Raw genomic sequence first — 16,412 nt, 5'->3', positions numbered from 1 at the left:
ATGGGTATGCTGGTAACCACCCCGCGTGCGTTTTCATGCCGCGCTTAGTAATGAAGGAGTTGCTGTGGAGTTTTTTGCAGAGTACGCCAGTTTCCTGGCCAAGACCGTGACACTGGTGGTCGCCATTCTGGTGGTCATGGCCAGTTTTGCGGCATTGCGCAGCAAGGGTCGCCGCAAATCCGCCGGCCAGTTGCAGGTCAGCAAGCTGAATGATTTCTACAAGGGCCTGCGCGAACGCCTGGAGCACACCTTGCTCGACAAGGACCAGCTCAAGGCCCTGCGCAAGTCCCAGGCCAAGACCGAGAAAAAGCAAAAGAACAAGCCCGAGGCCAAGCCACGGGTTTTCGTGCTGGATTTCGATGGCGACATCAAGGCCTCCGCCACTGAAAGCCTGCGCCATGAGATCACCGCATTGCTGACCCTGGCGACCCCCAAGGATGAAGTGGTGCTGCGCCTGGAAAGCGGCGGGGGCATGGTGCACAGCTACGGCCTGGCGTCGTCGCAACTGGCGCGCATCCGTGATGCGGGCGTGCCCTTGACCGTGTGCATCGACAAGGTGGCGGCGAGCGGCGGCTACATGATGGCGTGCATTGGCGAGAAGATCATCAGCGCACCCTTTGCCATCCTCGGTTCCATCGGGGTGGTTGCGCAACTGCCCAACGTCAACCGCCTGCTGAAGAAACATGATATCGATTTCGAGGTGCTGACTGCCGGGGAATACAAGCGCACCTTGACCGTGTTCGGCGAAAACACCGAGAAGGGCCGGGAAAAATTCCAGGAAGACCTGGACATCACCCATCAGCTGTTCAAGAACTTCGTCTCGCGTTACCGCCCACAACTGGCCATCGATGAGGTCGCCACCGGCGAAATCTGGCTGGGCATGGCTGCGTTGGACCTGCAACTGGTCGACGAACTCAAGACCAGCGACGAGTACCTGGCAGAACGGGCGAAGAAATCCGAGCTGTACCACCTGCACTATGCCGAACGTAAAAGCTTGCAGGAACGCATCGGCATGGCGGCCAGCGGTTCAGTCGACCGGGTACTGCTGACCTGGTGGAGCCGGTTGACTCAACAACGCTTCTGGTAAGTAACCCTGTCGCCACTGAGCCCTTTCACTTGTTGAAGGTGAAAGGGCTCAGTCTTAATGAGGCATGGTCCCGGGCGGGGTCATGCCTTTGCAGCATCAGCGACGACGGAACAGCGGCAGCGGTTCGTCAGTGGCGGCCTGATAGGTCACCGAGAAATCCTTGAGACTTTCCAGCGCTTCGTAAGGGTCTTTGTCAGCGCGCAATGCGAAGGCATCGAAGCCGCAGCGACGCAGATAGAACAGCTGGTCGCGCAGCACATCGCCGATTGCCCGCAACTCGCCTTTGAAGCCGTAGCGGTCACGCAGCAGGCGGGCGTTGGAGTAGTTGCGACCATCGGTGAAGGCGGGAAAGTTCAGGGCGATGACCTGGAACTGGTCCACGTCGTCACCGATTTCTTCCGCTTCTTCATCCGCATCCAGCCACACGCCAAGGCCGCCATCGCGGGCCTTGAGCATGCGGCTGTGTTCACGCCACAGCTGCAGCGGGACGATCAGGTCGTCGCAGTTGCTGATCTCGTCGATGTTGAAGTCCTTGGGCAGCAGGTGCCAGGTTTCGTCGACGACTTCGTTGTTCTTAATGATTCGCTGCATAGACGCGCTCCTTGAAGAGGTCGATGCCGATACGCTGGTAAGTGTCGATGAAGCGCTCGTCTTCGGTACGTTGTTCGACGTACACGTTGATCAGCTTCTCGATCACATCAGGCATGGCTTCCTGGGCGAAGGACGGGCCGAGGATCTTGCCCAGGCTCGCATCGCGACTGGCGCTGCCACCCAGGGAGACCTGGTAAAACTCTTCGCCTTTCTTGTCCACCCCGAGAATGCCGATGTGGCCGACGTGGTGGTGACCGCAGGCGTTCATGCAACCGGAAATGTTCAAGTCCAGTTCGCCGATGTCGAACAGGTAGTCCAGGTTATCGAAACGACGCTGGATCGATTCGGCGATCGGGATCGACTTGGCGTTGGCCAGGGAGCAGAAATCACCGCCCGGGCAGCAGATGATGTCGGTCAGCAGGCCGATGTTCGGCGTGGCGAACCCTTGCTCGCGCAGTTCACCCCACAGGGTAAACAGTTGGCTCTGCTCGACGTCCGCCAGAATGATGTTCTGTTCATGGGATGTGCGCAGTTGACCGAACGAGTAACGGTCGGCCAAATCAGCCACGGCATCCAGCTGTTTGTCGGTGATGTCCCCCGGCGCCACGCCGGTAGGTTTCAGCGATAATGTCACGGCAACGTAACCCGGCTTCTTGTGCGCCAGGGTGTTGCGCGTGCGCCAGCGTGCGAAGCCCGGGTGCTGCTGGTCAAGCTCGGCCAAGGCCGCGCTCTGGTTGTCCAGCGCCTGGTACTCGGGGTCCACGAAGTGTTTGGCCACCCGATGCACTTCGGCTTCGGTCAGCGTGGTCTGGCCACCGCGCAGGTGCTCCATTTCCGCGTCGACTTTCTGGGCGAAGACTTCGGGGGTCAGCGCCTTGACCAGGATCTTGATCCGCGCCTTGTATTTGTTGTCACGACGGCCATAGCGGTTGTAGACACGCAGGATGGCGTCGAGATAGCTCAACAGGTCCTGCCACGGCAGGAATTCGTTGATGAAAGCGCCCACCACCGGGGTACGGCCCAGGCCGCCACCCACCAGCACGCGGAAACCCAGCTCGCCGGCCGCGTTGTGCACTGGCTCAAGGCCAATATCATGCACTTCAATGGCGGCACGGTCGGAGGTCGAACCGTTGATCGCGATCTTGAACTTGCGCGGCAGGTAGGCGAACTCAGGGTGGAAGGTGGTCCACTGGCGAACAATCTCGCACCATGGGCGCGGATCAATCAGCTCATCGAACGCGACACCGGCGAACTGGTCGGTGGTGACATTGCGCAGGCAGTTGCCGCTGGTCTGGATCGCGTGCATCTGCACGGTGGCCAGCTCTGCCAGGATATCCGGGATGTCTTCCAGCGCCGGCCAGTTGAACTGTACGTTCTGCCGGGTGCTGATGTGGGCATAGCCCTTGTCATAGTCACGGGCGATCTTGGCCATCATTCGCGTTTGGCGCGAAGTCAGTTGGCCGTAAGGCACCGCGACCCGCAACATCGGCGCGAAACGCTGGATGTAAAGGCCATTTTGCAGGCGCAGGGGGCGGAATTCTTCTTCGCTCAGCTCGCCTGCCAGATAGCGTCGGGTCTGATCACGGAACTGCTTGACGCGGTCCTCGATGATCCGCTGATCGTACTCGTCGTATACGTACATATAAGTCCTGTTCTCAGGCTTGGGCCGGTCGGTTCCAGCTGCATGTGGGGCTTGCTGAAGTCCGATACTGCCTCGGCAATTCTGCGCGCACGGCCGCGCACTCCCAACGGAGCCGGGGCAAGATACCAGTTTGTAGTTATGCGCAAAAGTGATGTTTGAGTATATGTAAAGAACCAAAACGACTAACGAGAATCGTTGTTAGCAAACCCGCGTTTGTGGTGTGGGCAATCATCGTCTTAACTGTGAGCGAGTCTTCGTGCAATCACCGATAAAACCGACAAGAGGCGATGCAATGAGCAACCCTACCAAAGCTTCAAAACCCGACAGTACGGTTGATGCCTGGGCGATTTTGTTCCTGATCATCCTGGTCGTGGGCACTGCCGTGTTCTGGGTCAGTCATCAATAAACCGCCTCGTCCGGGCCTGATTTCGACGATTGTCGGACAAAACATGCGGTAAAGACCGATTTTCCGGGCTTCGCTGGCTATAATGCGCGGCGATTTTCGGGGCCCGGACGACCAATGCTCAAGTACTGTTTCACTCTATTGCTGGCACTCAGCGCTGCCTGGGGCTCAGCCGCGCGCGCCGAGTCGGTGCTGTTCCTCAGTCCCGGTGGCACCAACGAAACCTTCTGGGTGACCTACGCACAGTTCATGCGAGCGGCGGCGGATGACTTGGGCATCGACCTGCAGGTGCGCTATAGCGAACGCATGCCGGAATTGACCGTGGTGCAAGCCCGTGAGGCATTGCAGGGGCCCCAGCGTCCGGATTACCTGATCTTCGTCAACGAGCAATACGTTGCTCCGCAAATCATGCGCCTGGCCCAGGGTAGCGGCGTCAAGCTGTTCATGGTCAACGCGTCCCTGACCGACAATCAGAAAAGCCTGCTGGGCGAGCGTCCGGACTTGCTGGGTAGCCTGGTGCCCAACGACGAGGAGGGCGGCTACCTGATGCTCAAGGAGTTGATCCGCCAGCATCCGCCCGCCGCACCCGGCCAAGTGATCGAGTTACTGGCCTTTTCCGGCTTGAAAATTACGCCCTCTGCCCATTTGCGCGAGCAAGGCATGTATCGCGCCCTGGCCGAACATCCGCAGGTACGCTTGCGCCAGTTGGTGTACAGCGGGTGGACCCGGCAGCGGGCGTACGAGCAAGCCCGAATGTTGTTCCAGCGCTACCCCAAAGTGAGCCTGGTGTGGTCAGCCAATGACGAAATGGCATTCGGCGCGATGCAGGCGTATTCGGAGACCGGCGGGGTCCCCGGCAAGGACGCACTGTTCAGCGCGGTCAATACCTCGCCTTCGGCGTTGCAAGCCAAGGTTGACGGACGCCTGAGCGTGTTGATGGGCGGGCACTTTACCCTTGGGGGTTGGGCGCTGGTGCAGTTGCATGACCATGAGCTCGGTGTAGACCTGAACCGGCAAGGTGGACGGGACCAGATGCTTGCCCTGTTGCAAGTGGTCGATCAGGCACAGGCCCGGCGTCTGCTGGCCATGCAGACGTCGACCGATTACCGGGTGAACTTCCGCCGCCTGTCGGCAAAAGGCCGCCCGGCGGCTTACCGGTACCCCTTCAGCATGCACACCCTGATGCACTGACAGCGATCTCAGATGCCGGCCAGGTGCAGCACCAGCTTGACGATGGCAAACAACGTCAAGGCAAACACCGCCGTGAACAGGATGCCCAGGATGACAAAATGACTGGGCTTGCCATGGGTGAAGTCGCGTGCCCGATTCTTCCCGCTTTGAACCCCGAACGCCGCAGCCATGACGCTGTGTAGCATCTGCCAGAAGCTCGGCGGTTTGTTGTCGACCGGATCGTCCATAAATCCCTCTTCACCTGTGTGAGAAAGGTAAGCATAGACAAAGCAGAACAGATCGCAGCCTGATGACCTGTAGGAGCTGCCGCAGGCTGCGATCTTTTGATCCGGGTTTGAAGATCAAAAGATCGCAGCCTCGTTTCACTTGGCAGCTCCTACGGGCTTGTGCGGGCTGCCGTGGGCTGCGATCTATAGATCTTAGTTGTCATAACCCAGGTTCGGTGCCAGCCAGCGCTCGGTCACGCTGAGCTCCTGGCCTTTGCGTGAGGTGTAACTCTGCACCTGGTCCTTGTCGATCTTGCCCACGGCAAAGTACTGCGCCTGCGGATGGGCGAAGTACCAGCCGCTGACTGCAGCAGCCGGGAACATGGCGTAGTGCTCGGTGAGAAACACGCCGCTGCGGCCGGCCTGCATTTCGCTGGCTTCAGGATCGAGCAGGCTGAACAGCGTGCTTTTCTCGGTGTGATCAGGGCACGCCGGGTAGCCCGGCGCAGGGCGGATGCCGCTGTACTGCTCCTTGATCAGTGCCTCGTTGTCGAGGGTCTCGTCCTTGGCATAACCCCAATAACCCTTGCGCACCTGCTGGTGCAGCCACTCGGCGCAGGCCTCGGCCAGGCGGTCGGCCAGGGCCTTGACCATGATCGAGTTGTAATCGTCGCCGGCGTCCTGGTAAGCCTTGGCCACTTCTTCGGCGCCGATGCCGGCAGTGGTGATGAACCCGCCGACGTAGTCGGTGATCTCACTGTCCTTGGGCGCCACGAAGTCGGCCAGGGAGAAGTTTGGTTTGCCGTCGGTCTTGATGATCTGCTGGCGCAAGTGATGCAGCTTGGCCAACGGCTTGCCGTCATCGCCGTAGACTTCGATGTCGTCGTCGCGCACCTGATTGGCCGGCCAGAAGCCGAACACCGCACGGGCACTGATCAGCTTTTCGTTGATCAGCTTGTCCAGCATCTCCCGGGCATCCGCATAAAGCGCGGTGGCGGCTTCACCCACGACTTCGTCGGTAAGGATGCGCGGAAACTTGCCAGCCAGGTCCCAGGAAATGAAGAACGGCGTCCAGTCGATGTATTCGGCCAGCACCTTCAAATCGATATTATCCAGCACCCGGGCACCGGTGAACGTCGGCTTGACCGGCGTGTAAGTGCTCCAGTCGAACTGCGGCTTCTTGGCGATCGCGGCCGGGTAGCTAAGGCGTTCAGTGCGGGCGCTGCGATTGGCGGTGCGTTCGCGAACCTCGACGTAGTCCTGGCGAGTCTTCTCGACGAAAGCCGGTTTCAACTCCTTGGACAACAACTGGGTCGCCACGCCCACGGCGCGGGAGGCGTCGGTGACATAAATCACCGCGTCATTGCTGTACTTGGGCTCGATCTTCACCGCCGTGTGTGCCTTGGAGGTAGTGGCGCCACCGATCATCAGCGGCAGGTGGAAATCCTGGCGCTGCATTTCGCGGGCTACGTGGACCATCTCGTCCAGCGACGGGGTGATCAGGCCGGACAGGCCGATGATGTCGCACTTCTGCTCCCTGGCCACCTGGAGGATTTTCTCCGCCGGCACCATGACGCCCAGGTCGACGATGTCATAGCCGTTACAACCCAGGACCACGCCGACGATGTTCTTGCCGATGTCATGCACATCGCCCTTGACCGTGGCCATCAGGATCTTGCCCTTGGCTTCGGGCTTGTCGCCTTTTTCCAGTTCGATAAACGGAATCAGGTGGGCGACGGCCTGCTTCATCACCCGGGCGGACTTCACCACTTGCGGCAGGAACATCTTGCCGGCGCCGAACAGGTCGCCAACGATGTTCATGCCGGACATCAGCGGCCCTTCGATCACTTCGATCGGGCGGGCGAACGACAGGCGCGACTCTTCCGTGTCCTCGACGATGTGGGTGGTGATGCCCTTGACCAGTGCGTGCTCCAGGCGCTTGTTGACGTCCCAGCCGCGCCACTCTTCGGTCTCGGCTTCCTTGACGCTGCCGTCGCCCTTGTACTTGTCGGCGATGGCGAGGAGGGCGTCGGTGCCTTCCGGGGTACGGTTGAGCACGACATCTTCCACGGCGTCACGCAGTTCGGCCGGGATCTGGTCATAGATCTCCAGCTGGCCGGCGTTGACGATGCCCATGCTCAGGCCGTTGCGGATCGCATACAACAGAAACACCGAGTGGATGGCTTCGCGCACCGGGTTGTTGCCCCGGAACGAGAACGACACGTTGGACACGCCGCCCGACGTCAGCGCATACGGCAGCTCGTCTCGGATATAGGCGCAGGCGTTGATGAAGTCCACGGCATAGTTGTTGTGTTCTTCGATACCGGTAGCCACGGCGAAGATGTTCGGGTCGAAAATGATGTCTTCCGGCGGGAAGCCGACTTCGTTGACCAGAATGTCGTAGGAGCGCTTGCAGATTTCCTTCTTGCGCGCTTCGGTGTCAGCCTGGCCGGCTTCGTCGAAGGCCATCACGACCACCGCCGCACCATAGCGCTTGCACAGCTTGGCGTGATGCATGAACTGCTCGACGCCTTCTTTCATGCTGATCGAGTTGACGATGCCCTTGCCCTGGATGCATTTCAGGCCGGCCTCGATCACTTCCCATTTCGAGGAGTCGATCATGATCGGGACGCGGGAGATGTCCGGTTCACCGGCAATCAGATTGAGGAAGGTCACCATCGCCTTCTTCGAATCGAGCATCCCTTCGTCCATGTTGATGTCGATCACCTGGGCGCCAGCCTCGACCTGTTGCAGGGCGACTTCCAGGGCTTCGGTGTAGTTGTCTTCACGAATCAGGCGGGCGAACTTTGCCGAGCCGGTGATATTGGTGCGCTCGCCGACGTTGACGAACAGCGAGCTGCGATCAATGGTGAACGGCTCAAGCCCGGAAAGGCGGCACGCCTTGGGAATGTCCGGAATCTGCCGCGGCGCATATCCCGCCACCGCCTTGGCGATGGCTTCGATGTGGCCCGGGGTGGTGCCGCAGCAGCCGCCGACGATGTTGAGAAACCCGCTCTGGGCGAACTCTTCGATGACCTTGGCGGTTTGCGCGGGCAGCTCGTCGTACTCGCCGAACTCGTTGGGTAGCCCGGCGTTAGGGTGCGCCGAGACGTGGGTGCCTGCCTTGTTCGACAGCTCCTCCAGGTACGGGCGCAGCTCGCTGGCACCGAGGGCGCAGTTCAGGCCAACCGATATCGGCTTGGCGTGGGCCACGGAGTTCCAGAAGGCTTCGGTGGTCTGGCCCGACAAGGTTCGGCCAGAGGCGTCGGTAATGGTGCCGGAGATCATGATCGGCAACTCGATGCCCAGCTCCTCGAACACCCCCTGCACGGCAAAGATTGCGGCCTTGGCGTTCAAGGTATCGAAGATGGTTTCGATCAGGATCAGGTCGCTGCCACCCTCGATCAGGCCTTTGGCCGCTTCGGTGTAGTTTTCCACCAGTTCATCGAAGGTCACGTTGCGGTAGCCGGGGTTGTTCACGTCCGGCGACAGCGAGCAGGTGCGACTGGTCGGCCCGATCACGCCAGCGACGAAACGCGGCTTGTCCGGGGTTTCCAGGGTCTTGGCATCAGCCACCTTGCGCGCCAGGCGTGCGCCTTCTACGTTTAACTCGTATGCCAGGCCCTGCATGCCGTAATCGGCCAGGGATACCTGGGTGGCGTTGAAGGTGTTGGTTTCGAGGATGTCGGCGCCGGCATCCAGGTAGGCTTTTTCGATCGAGCCGATCACGTCCGGGCGAGTCAGCACCAGCAGGTCATTGTTACCCTTGACGTCGCTCGGCCAGTCTGCAAAGCGTTTACCCCGGTAATCCTGCTCCTCGAGCTTGTAGCTCTGGATCATGGTGCCCATGCCGCCATCGAGAATCAGGATGCGCTCTTTGAGGGCGTGCTTGAGAGCTTGAAGGCGAACACTGCGATCGGACATGTGGACTACTCGGAAAGACCATTACGAAGGGCCGGGATCATAGCAAACCTGCGCGCTTTTAGAGCATGTACCGGTTTTGCATGAATATCGCTCATGTTGGTGATAGCCCCGTGCCGGTAGAATCGCGGCGTTTTCTCATGATCGGGACCAGGGACATGTCGTATCGCTTCGTCACCAGCATGATTGTGCTGTGTTTGAGCTGGGGCGCTGCGGCGCAGGAGCCGGCCATTTCCTATACCCGCGATATTCAACCGATCTTCACCGAAAAGTGCGTAGCCTGCCACGCCTGCAATGACGCCGCCTGTCAGTTGAACCTGGGCAGCGGCGAGGGCGCGGCGCGGGGCGCCAGCAAGACCCCGGTCTACGACGGCGAACGCACCAGCGCGGCCGCGCCAACCCGGCTGTATTACGATGCGTTCGGCAAGCAGGCCTGGCAGCAGAAGGGCTTCTATTCGGTGCTCGACGCTCAGGCGAGCCAGGCTTCCCTGATGGCGCGGATGCTGGAACTGGGCCACCGCACGCCGTTGCAGCCCAATGCCAAACTGCCCGAGGAGATCGCGCTTGGCCTGAACCGGGCCAACATGTGTGCCATGCCGGGCGAATTCGACGGCTACGCCGGTGCCCACCCCAAAGAGGGCATGCCGCTTGCAGTGACAGGCCTGACCGACCAGCAATACCAGACGCTGCAACGCTGGCTGGCCTCGGGCGCGCCCATTGATGAGCAAGGCCTGCAGCCGTCCGCCCGGGAAGCATTGCAGGTGCTGCAGTGGGAAAACCTGCTCAATGCGCCGGGTGCCCGGGAAAGCCTGGTGGGGCGCTGGTTGTTCGAACACTGGTTCCTGGCCCACCTGTACTTCAAGGACGGCGAGCCCGGGCACTTTTTCCAGTGGGTGCGCTCGCGAGCACCCACCGGCCAGCCCATCGACCTGATCAAGACCCGGCGTCCCAACGACGACCCCGGGACCCAGGTGTATTACCGCCTGCGGCCCGTGCAAGGGGTAATCGTGCACAAGACTCACATCAGCTACCCCTTGAGCGCGCCGAAGATGGCCCGGGTCAAGAGCCTTTTCTACACCGGTAACTGGCAGGTCAATGCCTTGCCCGGCTATGGCCCTGAACGGCGGGCCAACCCGTTCAGTACCTTCGAAGCGATCCCGGCCCAGGCGCGCTATCAGTTCATGCTCGATAACGCCGAGTACTTCGTGCGCACCTTTATTCGCGGTCCGGTGTGCCGTGGCCAGATTGCCACCGACGTGATCCGCGATAACTTCTGGGCACTGTTCCAGGCGCCGGAGCACGACCTCTACATCACCGACCCCAACTATCGCGGCCAGGCCACGCCGCTGCTGGCGATGCCCGGGCAGGACGATGAAGTCGGCAGTGTGCTGACCCTGTGGCACGACTACCGCAATAAACGCAATGAGTACGAAGCCTTGCGCCGCGACAGTTATGCCGACGCGCCGGCGCCGAGCTGGTCGACGCTGTGGGCGGGCAATGACAATGCGCTGCTGAGTATCTTCCGCCATTTCGACAGCGCGTCGGTGACCAAGGGCTTGATTGGCGAAGTGCCGCAAACGATGTGGCTGTTCGATTATCCGCTGCTGGAACGCACCTATTACCAGCTGGCGGTCAACTTCGACGTGTTCGGCAACGTGTCGCACCAGGCGCAGACGCGGTTGTATTTCGACCTGATCCGCAATGGCGCCGAGCAGAATTTCCTGCGCCTGATGCCCGCCGATTCCCGGGAGGGCTACCTCGACGACTGGTACCAGAACAGCGGTAAAATCAAGATGTGGCTGGATTACGAGAGCATCGACGACGACAAGGACACTGCGCTCAAGCTCGATGAAAAGGACCCCAAGCGTGACTTTGCCCGGCAGTTGCTGGCCCGCTACGGCGACCTCAACGCCAGCCCCGACCCGATCAATCGCTGTGACGGTGCGTATTGCTCGCGCCCCAACATCGACCCGGACTTGCAGAATGCCGATCAAGCCTTGAGCCGCTTGACCTCGCGCCCGGCCGCCGGGCTGAGGGTCATCGACCTGTTGCCGGAAGCCACCCTGTTGCGCGTGCAGAGTGCCAGCGGTCAGCGTGAGGTCTACAGCCTGCTGCGCAATCGCGCCCACAGCAACGTCGCGTTTCTCCTGGGCGAGTCACTGCGTTATCAACCCGGCCTGGACACCCTGACGATTTTTCCAGGTGTGCTGAGCAGCTATCCGAATTTCATCTTCAACATTCCTGCCGACCAGGTGCCAGCTTTCGTTGATGCCATGGAGAATGCCAAGGACGCCAACCGCCTGGAGATAATCATCGAGCGCTGGGGCATCCGCCGCAGCCATCCGCAGTTCTGGCAGTACTTTCACGACCTGAGCCGCTATGTGCACGAGACCCAGCCGGAGGAAGAGGGCGTGCTGGACATGAACCGCTACGAGAATCTTTGATAGACCTTTGTCGGCGCGCCGTTGTCCGATCTACAGGGCACACTTATGTACCTGTGGCAGCGAGCCTGCTCGCTCCCACAGGTCGATTGCGGTGGTTTGTGGATGTTCAACGGAGGGCAATCAATGCTGATTTCTGTACAGGCATTACGCGCCCTGGCCGCCTGGACGGTGGTTTGCCACCATTTCATGCAGATATTCTTCGACTTCAAGGCCCGTGGCCCGATCGGGCAGATGTTCATCGACAAGGGCGCGGTGGGCGTTGATATTTTCTTTGTGATCAGCGGCCTGGTGATCTTTCTGTCCACCGAAGGCAAAGCACTGCCGCCCGGAAAATTCCTGTTGTATCGACTGTTTCGCATCGTTCCGGCCTACTGGTTCTACACCCTGTTGATGGCGCTACTGGTGGTGTTCGCCCAGCCGGTGCTACCAGACCAGACCGTTGACTGGTCGCACTTCCTCCTGTCCCTGCTGTTCGTTCCCAGCGAAAACCCCGGCGGCTACGGCATTTATCCGACACTCAATGTCGGCTGGACCCTCAACTACGAAATGCTCTTCTACGTGCTGTTCGCCTGGGCGCTGTTGTTCCGCCTGCAGGTCAGGCTGCTGGTGGTCGGGGCGTTATTGTTCGCGGTGTGCCAGGCATGGACGGGTTATGGCTGGGTCAGCCAGTTCTATCGCTCGGACATCGTCTATGAGTTCCTGCTGGGTATCGCCATCGGCATGCTGTACCGCCGCGGCTGGATCCGCCCGGGCCTGTGGCTGCCACTGGTGGGCATCAGCGGCGCGTTGCTGATGATCTACCATTCGCCCCCGCAACCGCGCTTTGTGGTCTGGGGCCTGCCAAGCGCGGTGCTGGTCATGGCGTGCATGGCGCTTGAGCGTTTCTTTGAACACAATCGAACGCTCAAGCTATTGGGCGATTGTTCCTACTCGGTGTACCTGATGCATGTGCTGGTGCTGTCCGCCGGTGGTTTTATCGCACAACGGTATGGCGTGAACCCCTACGTCATGTTTGTGCTGTGCGTGCTGGCGATCGCCGTGGGCTCCTGGGCCAGCTACCACTGGGTGGAAAAATCCAGCTATCGGTGGCTTAAACAGCGTGTTGATGGCAAAACCGAGGCTCAACCGTCGCCGGCTCTTTCCCGACAAAAATACTAGGACTTTGTCCCGCGCGTTGATTGGCGTAAACTGCGCCCAAGCCTGCGAGGAGTTTCCATGACCGCTATTACCATCACTGACGCCGCCCACGATTATCTGGCTGATCTGCTCTCCAAGCAGAACACCCCGGGTATCGGCATTCGCGTCTTTATCACCCAGCCCGGCACCCAGTACGCCGAAACCTGCATTGCCTACTGCAAGCCGGGCGAAGAAAAACCTGAAGACACGGCGCTGGGGCTAAAGAGCTTCACCGCTTACATCGATTCGTTCAGCGAAGCGTTCCTGGACGACGCGGTAGTCGACTACGCCACCGACCGCATGGGTGGCCAGTTGACCATCAAGGCACCCAACGCCAAGGTGCCAATGGTCAACGCCGACAGCCCGATCAACGAGCGCATCAACTACTACCTGCAAACCGAGATCAACCCGGGCCTCGCCAGCCACGGCGGCCAGGTCAGCCTGATCGATGTGGTCGACGACGGCATCGCCGTCCTCAAGTTTGGTGGCGGTTGCCAGGGCTGCGGCCAGGCAGACGTGACCTTGCGCGAAGGCATCGAGCGCACCTTGCTCGAGCGTGTGCCGGAGCTCAAGGGCGTGCGCGATGTGACTGACCATACGCAGAAAGAAAACGCCTACTACTAAGTAAGGTGTTCGCTGCGCAAGCAAAAAAACGGCACCCGTGAGTGCCGTTTTTTTATGCCTGAAGCCAAAAGACCGTCCGAACGCGGCCCGAGCCTTCGGCAGCGCCTACAGAATAACGCACCTCCCGTAGGAGCTGCCGAAGGCTGCGATCTTTTGATCTTTTGATCTTTTGATCTTTTGATCTTTTGATCTTCTATTCTTGGGGCCTGTACAGATGCGCATGCCCCGCACGATACAGCGAAGACTCGCTGAACTGATCACTGCCCAACACCCGACCCACCAGAATCAGCGCTGTACGCCGGAAACCCTTCGCTTCCACCTTCCCGGCAATATCTGCCAAAGTCCCCACCACCCAATCCTGGTCAGGCCAGGTGGCCCGGTGAATCACCGCGATCGGGCAGTCGGCACCGTAATGCGGGATTAATTCGAACACGATCTTGCGCAGGTGGCTGACCCCCAGATGGATCGCCATGGTCGCGCCATGTTGTGCCAGGCTGGCCAGTTCTTCACCGGCCGGCATCGCCGTCTTGTCGGCGTAGCGGGTCAGAATCACGCTCTGGGAAACGTCCGGCAGGGTCAATTCAGCACCCAAGAGCGCGGCACAGGCTGCCGTGGCCGTCACCCCGGGAATGATCTCAAAAGGGATACCCAGCTCGCGCAGGTGGCGAATCTGCTCGCCGATGGCGCCATACAGGCTCGGATCGCCGGAATGCACCCGCGCCACATCCTGGCCCTTGGCGTGGGCAGCCTTGATCAGTTCGATGATCTGTTCCAGGTGCAATTCGGCACTGTTGACCACCTGTTCAGCATGATGGCCTTCGAGCACGGCGGCGGGCACCAGCGAGCCGGCGTAAATGATGACGGCGCAGCTGCGAATCAGGCGCTGGCCTTTGACGGTGATCAGTTCCGGGTCGCCGGGGCCGGCGCCGATGAAGTAAACGGTCATCGTCGTATCCTGTGAAAAAGCGACATGGGCAGGCTTCAGATGAAGATTGCTCATGATCAGGCATGGGATTATCGGGGATTCTAAACGGCGCGGGCCAATGCGAGGGTGGCCTGGGCGTATTTTTGTCGTGAAATCAAGAGTATTGCCGGGGTGCGGGCTAACTGTTCGGCCAGGGCGAGGGCAGCGCTTTCAGCGATTCCATAGCAGCCGGTACGTTCGAAAGCGATGTCCGAGTGATGGCTGAGCTGGCCCTGATACCTGGCCAGTGCCTCACTGCTGAAAAACTGCACCTCAAGCCCAAGCTGGACGCCGAGCTCAATCAGGCCTGGCTCTTCTCGCTTGAGGTCAATGCTCGCCAGGGCACTGATCTGCTCGAGCTCGATAGAGTGGGCCTGCAGCGCCTGGTCCAGCAGCGCCCGCAGCGTGCTGAGAGGGCAGCCACGCTGGCAGCCAAGGCCGACGACCAGCGTCGGCACTTTGCCAGCTTGGGTCATGCCGGGTATTGATCAGGATTTTTGCGCCGGAACAGCCAGGCGCTGATCAGGCCCAGTGCCAGCCAGAACGCCACGTTGGTCAACTGTGAGGCAATCTTGAACTGGGTTTCCAATGCCTCTGGCGCGAGCATCGAATGCACCTGGGGTTGTGGTGCTCCGATCACGTGTGGCACGGCCAGGATCGCCACGCCAAGGACCTTCATCAGCCAGTGACGGCTGAAGACGATCAACGCAATACCGACCGCTGTGGAAGCGGCTGTACCCATCCACCAGATCTGCCGTTGAGTCAGGTCCGCCGCTGCAGTGCCCGGCAATTCAGGGGGCAGGCCGAGGGTTGGCGCCAGGACGAAGGTCGCGTAGCCGGCCAGGCCCCAGAGCAGGCCCTGGGACGTGCGAGTTGGCGCGCGCAGGGTGTAGAGGCCGGCCAGCATCAGCGCGAAACCCACGGCGACTACCAGGTTGCCGCCAGTGGTCGACAGCAGGCGCTGCCAACCGTTTTCCGGTTCCCAGGCTTCAGCGTCGTGGCTGTGCGCTGCGGTAGCGCCGGCTGCGTGTTCGTGGATTTGAACCGTGGCAGGTTCGGATTGTTCGTAGGTTTCCGCCTGCAGAATCAGCGGAGAGACCCAGAGGCTTTGCAGCAGGGTCAGCAGCAGGGCGGCCAGCAACCCGGTAAAACCTGCGGTTTGCGCGATACGCTTGATCATCTGGGCAGGTCTCAGTGGCACGGGAACGCGGAGCTGTGACGGGTATCGTGCGCCGCGTTGTGCACCGCCTCAATGTGCGAGAAACCGGCGAAATACACCAGGCCGGCGCCCAGGATCGACGCGAAAACAGCGGCGGTCAGGCGTTGGGTCAGGGTCGTGGTACTGCTGGTGGTACGGCTACCGGTGGTGCTGATGGTCGACATGGCGCTTCCCTCTGGTCTGTCAGCGGGGTTATGGAGCGCATGGAAAACTCCTGCGAACGGGCACGCCGAAGCTCAAACAGCGCCCGCCCACCGCGGGTTTGTTGGTCAGCGAACCTGATGTTCGCCATGCGTTGCGGGCCGGTCTCCGGGCTCGCGAGGGGTGCGGGCTTGCGCCTGTACCTGCAAGAGTCGCCTTCCCATGCCGTACTGCTGGCACAGTGGATCTGACTCTTCGCTCGCTTACCGTTGCGGGGGCAGCACCGGACTGACATGAGCTTCTAGTAAAGCACATGATTCACCGGTTTCCCGTTTCACCCTGTGAAGGGCACCCGTAACAAGTTGCGTAGGAGAGCATGAGGCGGGGTTTGGCGTCAATTGGCAGAGGTTCTCAATTGGGGGTCGGCCCCGGTAGGAGCTGCCGGAGGCTGCGATCTTTTGATCTGGCTGTTTGACAGACACAATCAACTGATCGCAACCTTCGGCAGCTCCTGCAGGGGATAGTGTTTACCGCAGGAGCATTGACCCGCCCCGATACCATGCGTAGCCTTGCGCTTTCGAGGTTCTTCGGCGTTGGCCGAAGCTAAGAAGGGAACGCGGTCAATGCCGCGGCTGCCCCCGCAACTGTGAACGGTGATGTTCGCTGCCACGCCACTGCAAGCCCTGTACAACGGGTTCGCGGGAAGGCGCAGCGAATGCCAGGCTGCATGCCCGGCACGCCGTCAGCCAGGAGACCTGCCTCGATACAGATTCTCACTACAACCGGGCGGGGTGATCCGGTGG

At 60.5% G+C, this 16,412-nt stretch carries 13 protein-coding genes and 2 riboswitches; of the genes, 5 read left to right on the top strand and 8 right to left on the bottom strand.

Going from position 1 to position 16,412, the window contains the following annotated elements:
* Positions 1 to 64 precede the first annotated feature (64 nt).
* Entirely contained in the window at positions 65 to 1,087 is a 1,023-nt protein-coding gene (gene sohB, locus UB23_RS01575) for a protease SohB (RefSeq protein ID WP_045057587.1), read from the top strand.
* A gap of 96 nt (positions 1,088 to 1,183) precedes the next feature.
* Here the strand turns inward: sohB and UB23_RS01570 are convergent, their stop codons facing one another.
* Positions 1,184 to 1,678 carry a DUF934 domain-containing protein gene (locus tag UB23_RS01570; protein ID WP_045057586.1) on the bottom strand — a complete coding sequence of 165 codons (495 nt, stop codon included), beginning with the start codon at positions 1,676 to 1,678 and terminating at the stop codon, positions 1,184 to 1,186.
* Complete coding sequence (locus tag UB23_RS01565) at positions 1,662 to 3,320, bottom strand: nitrite/sulfite reductase (protein ID WP_045057585.1); 1,659 nt, start codon at positions 3,318 to 3,320, stop codon at positions 1,662 to 1,664. Before UB23_RS01565 ends, UB23_RS01570 begins: the two co-directional genes overlap by 17 nt.
* A 520-nt stretch (positions 3,321 to 3,840) precedes the next feature.
* Between UB23_RS01565 and UB23_RS01560 the strand changes: the two genes are divergently transcribed.
* Positions 3,841 to 4,914, top strand: coding sequence for an ABC transporter substrate-binding protein (locus UB23_RS01560; RefSeq protein WP_045057584.1), 1,074 nt, complete (start codon positions 3,841 to 3,843; stop codon positions 4,912 to 4,914).
* A gap of 8 nt (positions 4,915 to 4,922) precedes the next feature.
* Here UB23_RS01560 and UB23_RS01555 read toward each other — a convergent pair whose 3' ends face one another.
* Together UB23_RS01555 and metH are read right to left on the bottom strand one after the other, a co-directional pair.
* Entirely contained in the window at positions 4,923 to 5,141 is a 219-nt protein-coding gene (locus UB23_RS01555) for a DUF2970 domain-containing protein (RefSeq protein WP_045057583.1), read from the bottom strand.
* 192 nt (positions 5,142 to 5,333) lie between these two features.
* Positions 5,334 to 9,044, bottom strand: coding sequence for a methionine synthase (gene metH / locus UB23_RS01550; protein ID WP_045057582.1), 3,711 nt, complete (start codon positions 9,042 to 9,044; stop codon positions 5,334 to 5,336).
* A 155-nt stretch (positions 9,045 to 9,199) separates the two neighbouring features.
* On the opposite strand from metH, the gene UB23_RS01545 reads away from it, so the two are divergent.
* The 3 genes from UB23_RS01545 to nfuA all read left to right on the top strand — a co-directional run bounded on the left by UB23_RS01545 (position 9,200) and on the right by nfuA (position 13,285).
* A complete protein-coding gene (locus UB23_RS01545) occupies positions 9,200 to 11,485 on the top strand; it encodes a fatty acid cis/trans isomerase (RefSeq protein WP_045057581.1) in 2,286 nt (761 codons plus the stop codon).
* Between the two features lie 123 nt (positions 11,486 to 11,608).
* Positions 11,609 to 12,643 carry an acyltransferase family protein gene (locus UB23_RS01540; protein WP_045057580.1) on the top strand — a complete coding sequence of 345 codons (1,035 nt, stop codon included), beginning with the start codon at positions 11,609 to 11,611 and terminating at the stop codon, positions 12,641 to 12,643.
* A gap of 57 nt (positions 12,644 to 12,700) precedes the next feature.
* Entirely contained in the window at positions 12,701 to 13,285 is a 585-nt protein-coding gene (gene nfuA / locus UB23_RS01535; RefSeq protein WP_045057579.1) for a Fe-S biogenesis protein NfuA, read from the top strand.
* A 193-nt stretch (positions 13,286 to 13,478) separates the two neighbouring features.
* Here nfuA and cobM read toward each other — a convergent pair whose 3' ends face one another.
* From cobM to UB23_RS01515, 4 genes are all read right to left on the bottom strand, one after another.
* Complete coding sequence (gene cobM / locus UB23_RS01530; RefSeq protein WP_045057578.1) at positions 13,479 to 14,231, bottom strand: precorrin-4 C(11)-methyltransferase; 753 nt, start codon at positions 14,229 to 14,231, stop codon at positions 13,479 to 13,481.
* A gap of 80 nt (positions 14,232 to 14,311) precedes the next feature.
* Positions 14,312 to 14,725 carry a cobalamin biosynthesis protein gene (locus UB23_RS01525; RefSeq protein ID WP_045057577.1) on the bottom strand — a complete coding sequence of 138 codons (414 nt, stop codon included), beginning with the start codon at positions 14,723 to 14,725 and terminating at the stop codon, positions 14,312 to 14,314.
* The gene (locus tag UB23_RS01520; protein ID WP_045057576.1) at positions 14,722 to 15,429 is read right to left on the bottom strand and encodes a CbtA family protein; all 708 of its coding nucleotides are present in this window, start codon (positions 15,427 to 15,429) and stop codon (positions 14,722 to 14,724) included. Before UB23_RS01520 ends, UB23_RS01525 begins: the two co-directional genes overlap by 4 nt.
* Positions 15,430 to 15,440: 11 nt before the next feature.
* The gene (locus tag UB23_RS01515) at positions 15,441 to 15,632 is read right to left on the bottom strand and encodes a CbtB domain-containing protein (RefSeq protein ID WP_045057575.1); all 192 of its coding nucleotides are present in this window, start codon (positions 15,630 to 15,632) and stop codon (positions 15,441 to 15,443) included.
* A gap of 119 nt (positions 15,633 to 15,751) precedes the next feature.
* Positions 15,752 to 15,980: riboswitch (cobalamin riboswitch) on the bottom strand.
* A gap of 192 nt (positions 15,981 to 16,172) precedes the next feature.
* Positions 16,173 to 16,386, top strand: a riboswitch (cobalamin riboswitch).
* Positions 16,387 to 16,412: the final 26 nt, after the last annotated feature.

It is taken from the genome of Pseudomonas sp. ES3-33, assembly GCF_000952175.1.
Lineage (GTDB): Bacteria > Pseudomonadota > Gammaproteobacteria > Pseudomonadales > Pseudomonadaceae > Aquipseudomonas > Aquipseudomonas gregormendelii.
This window is presented reverse-complemented; position numbering and strand designations above follow the sequence as displayed.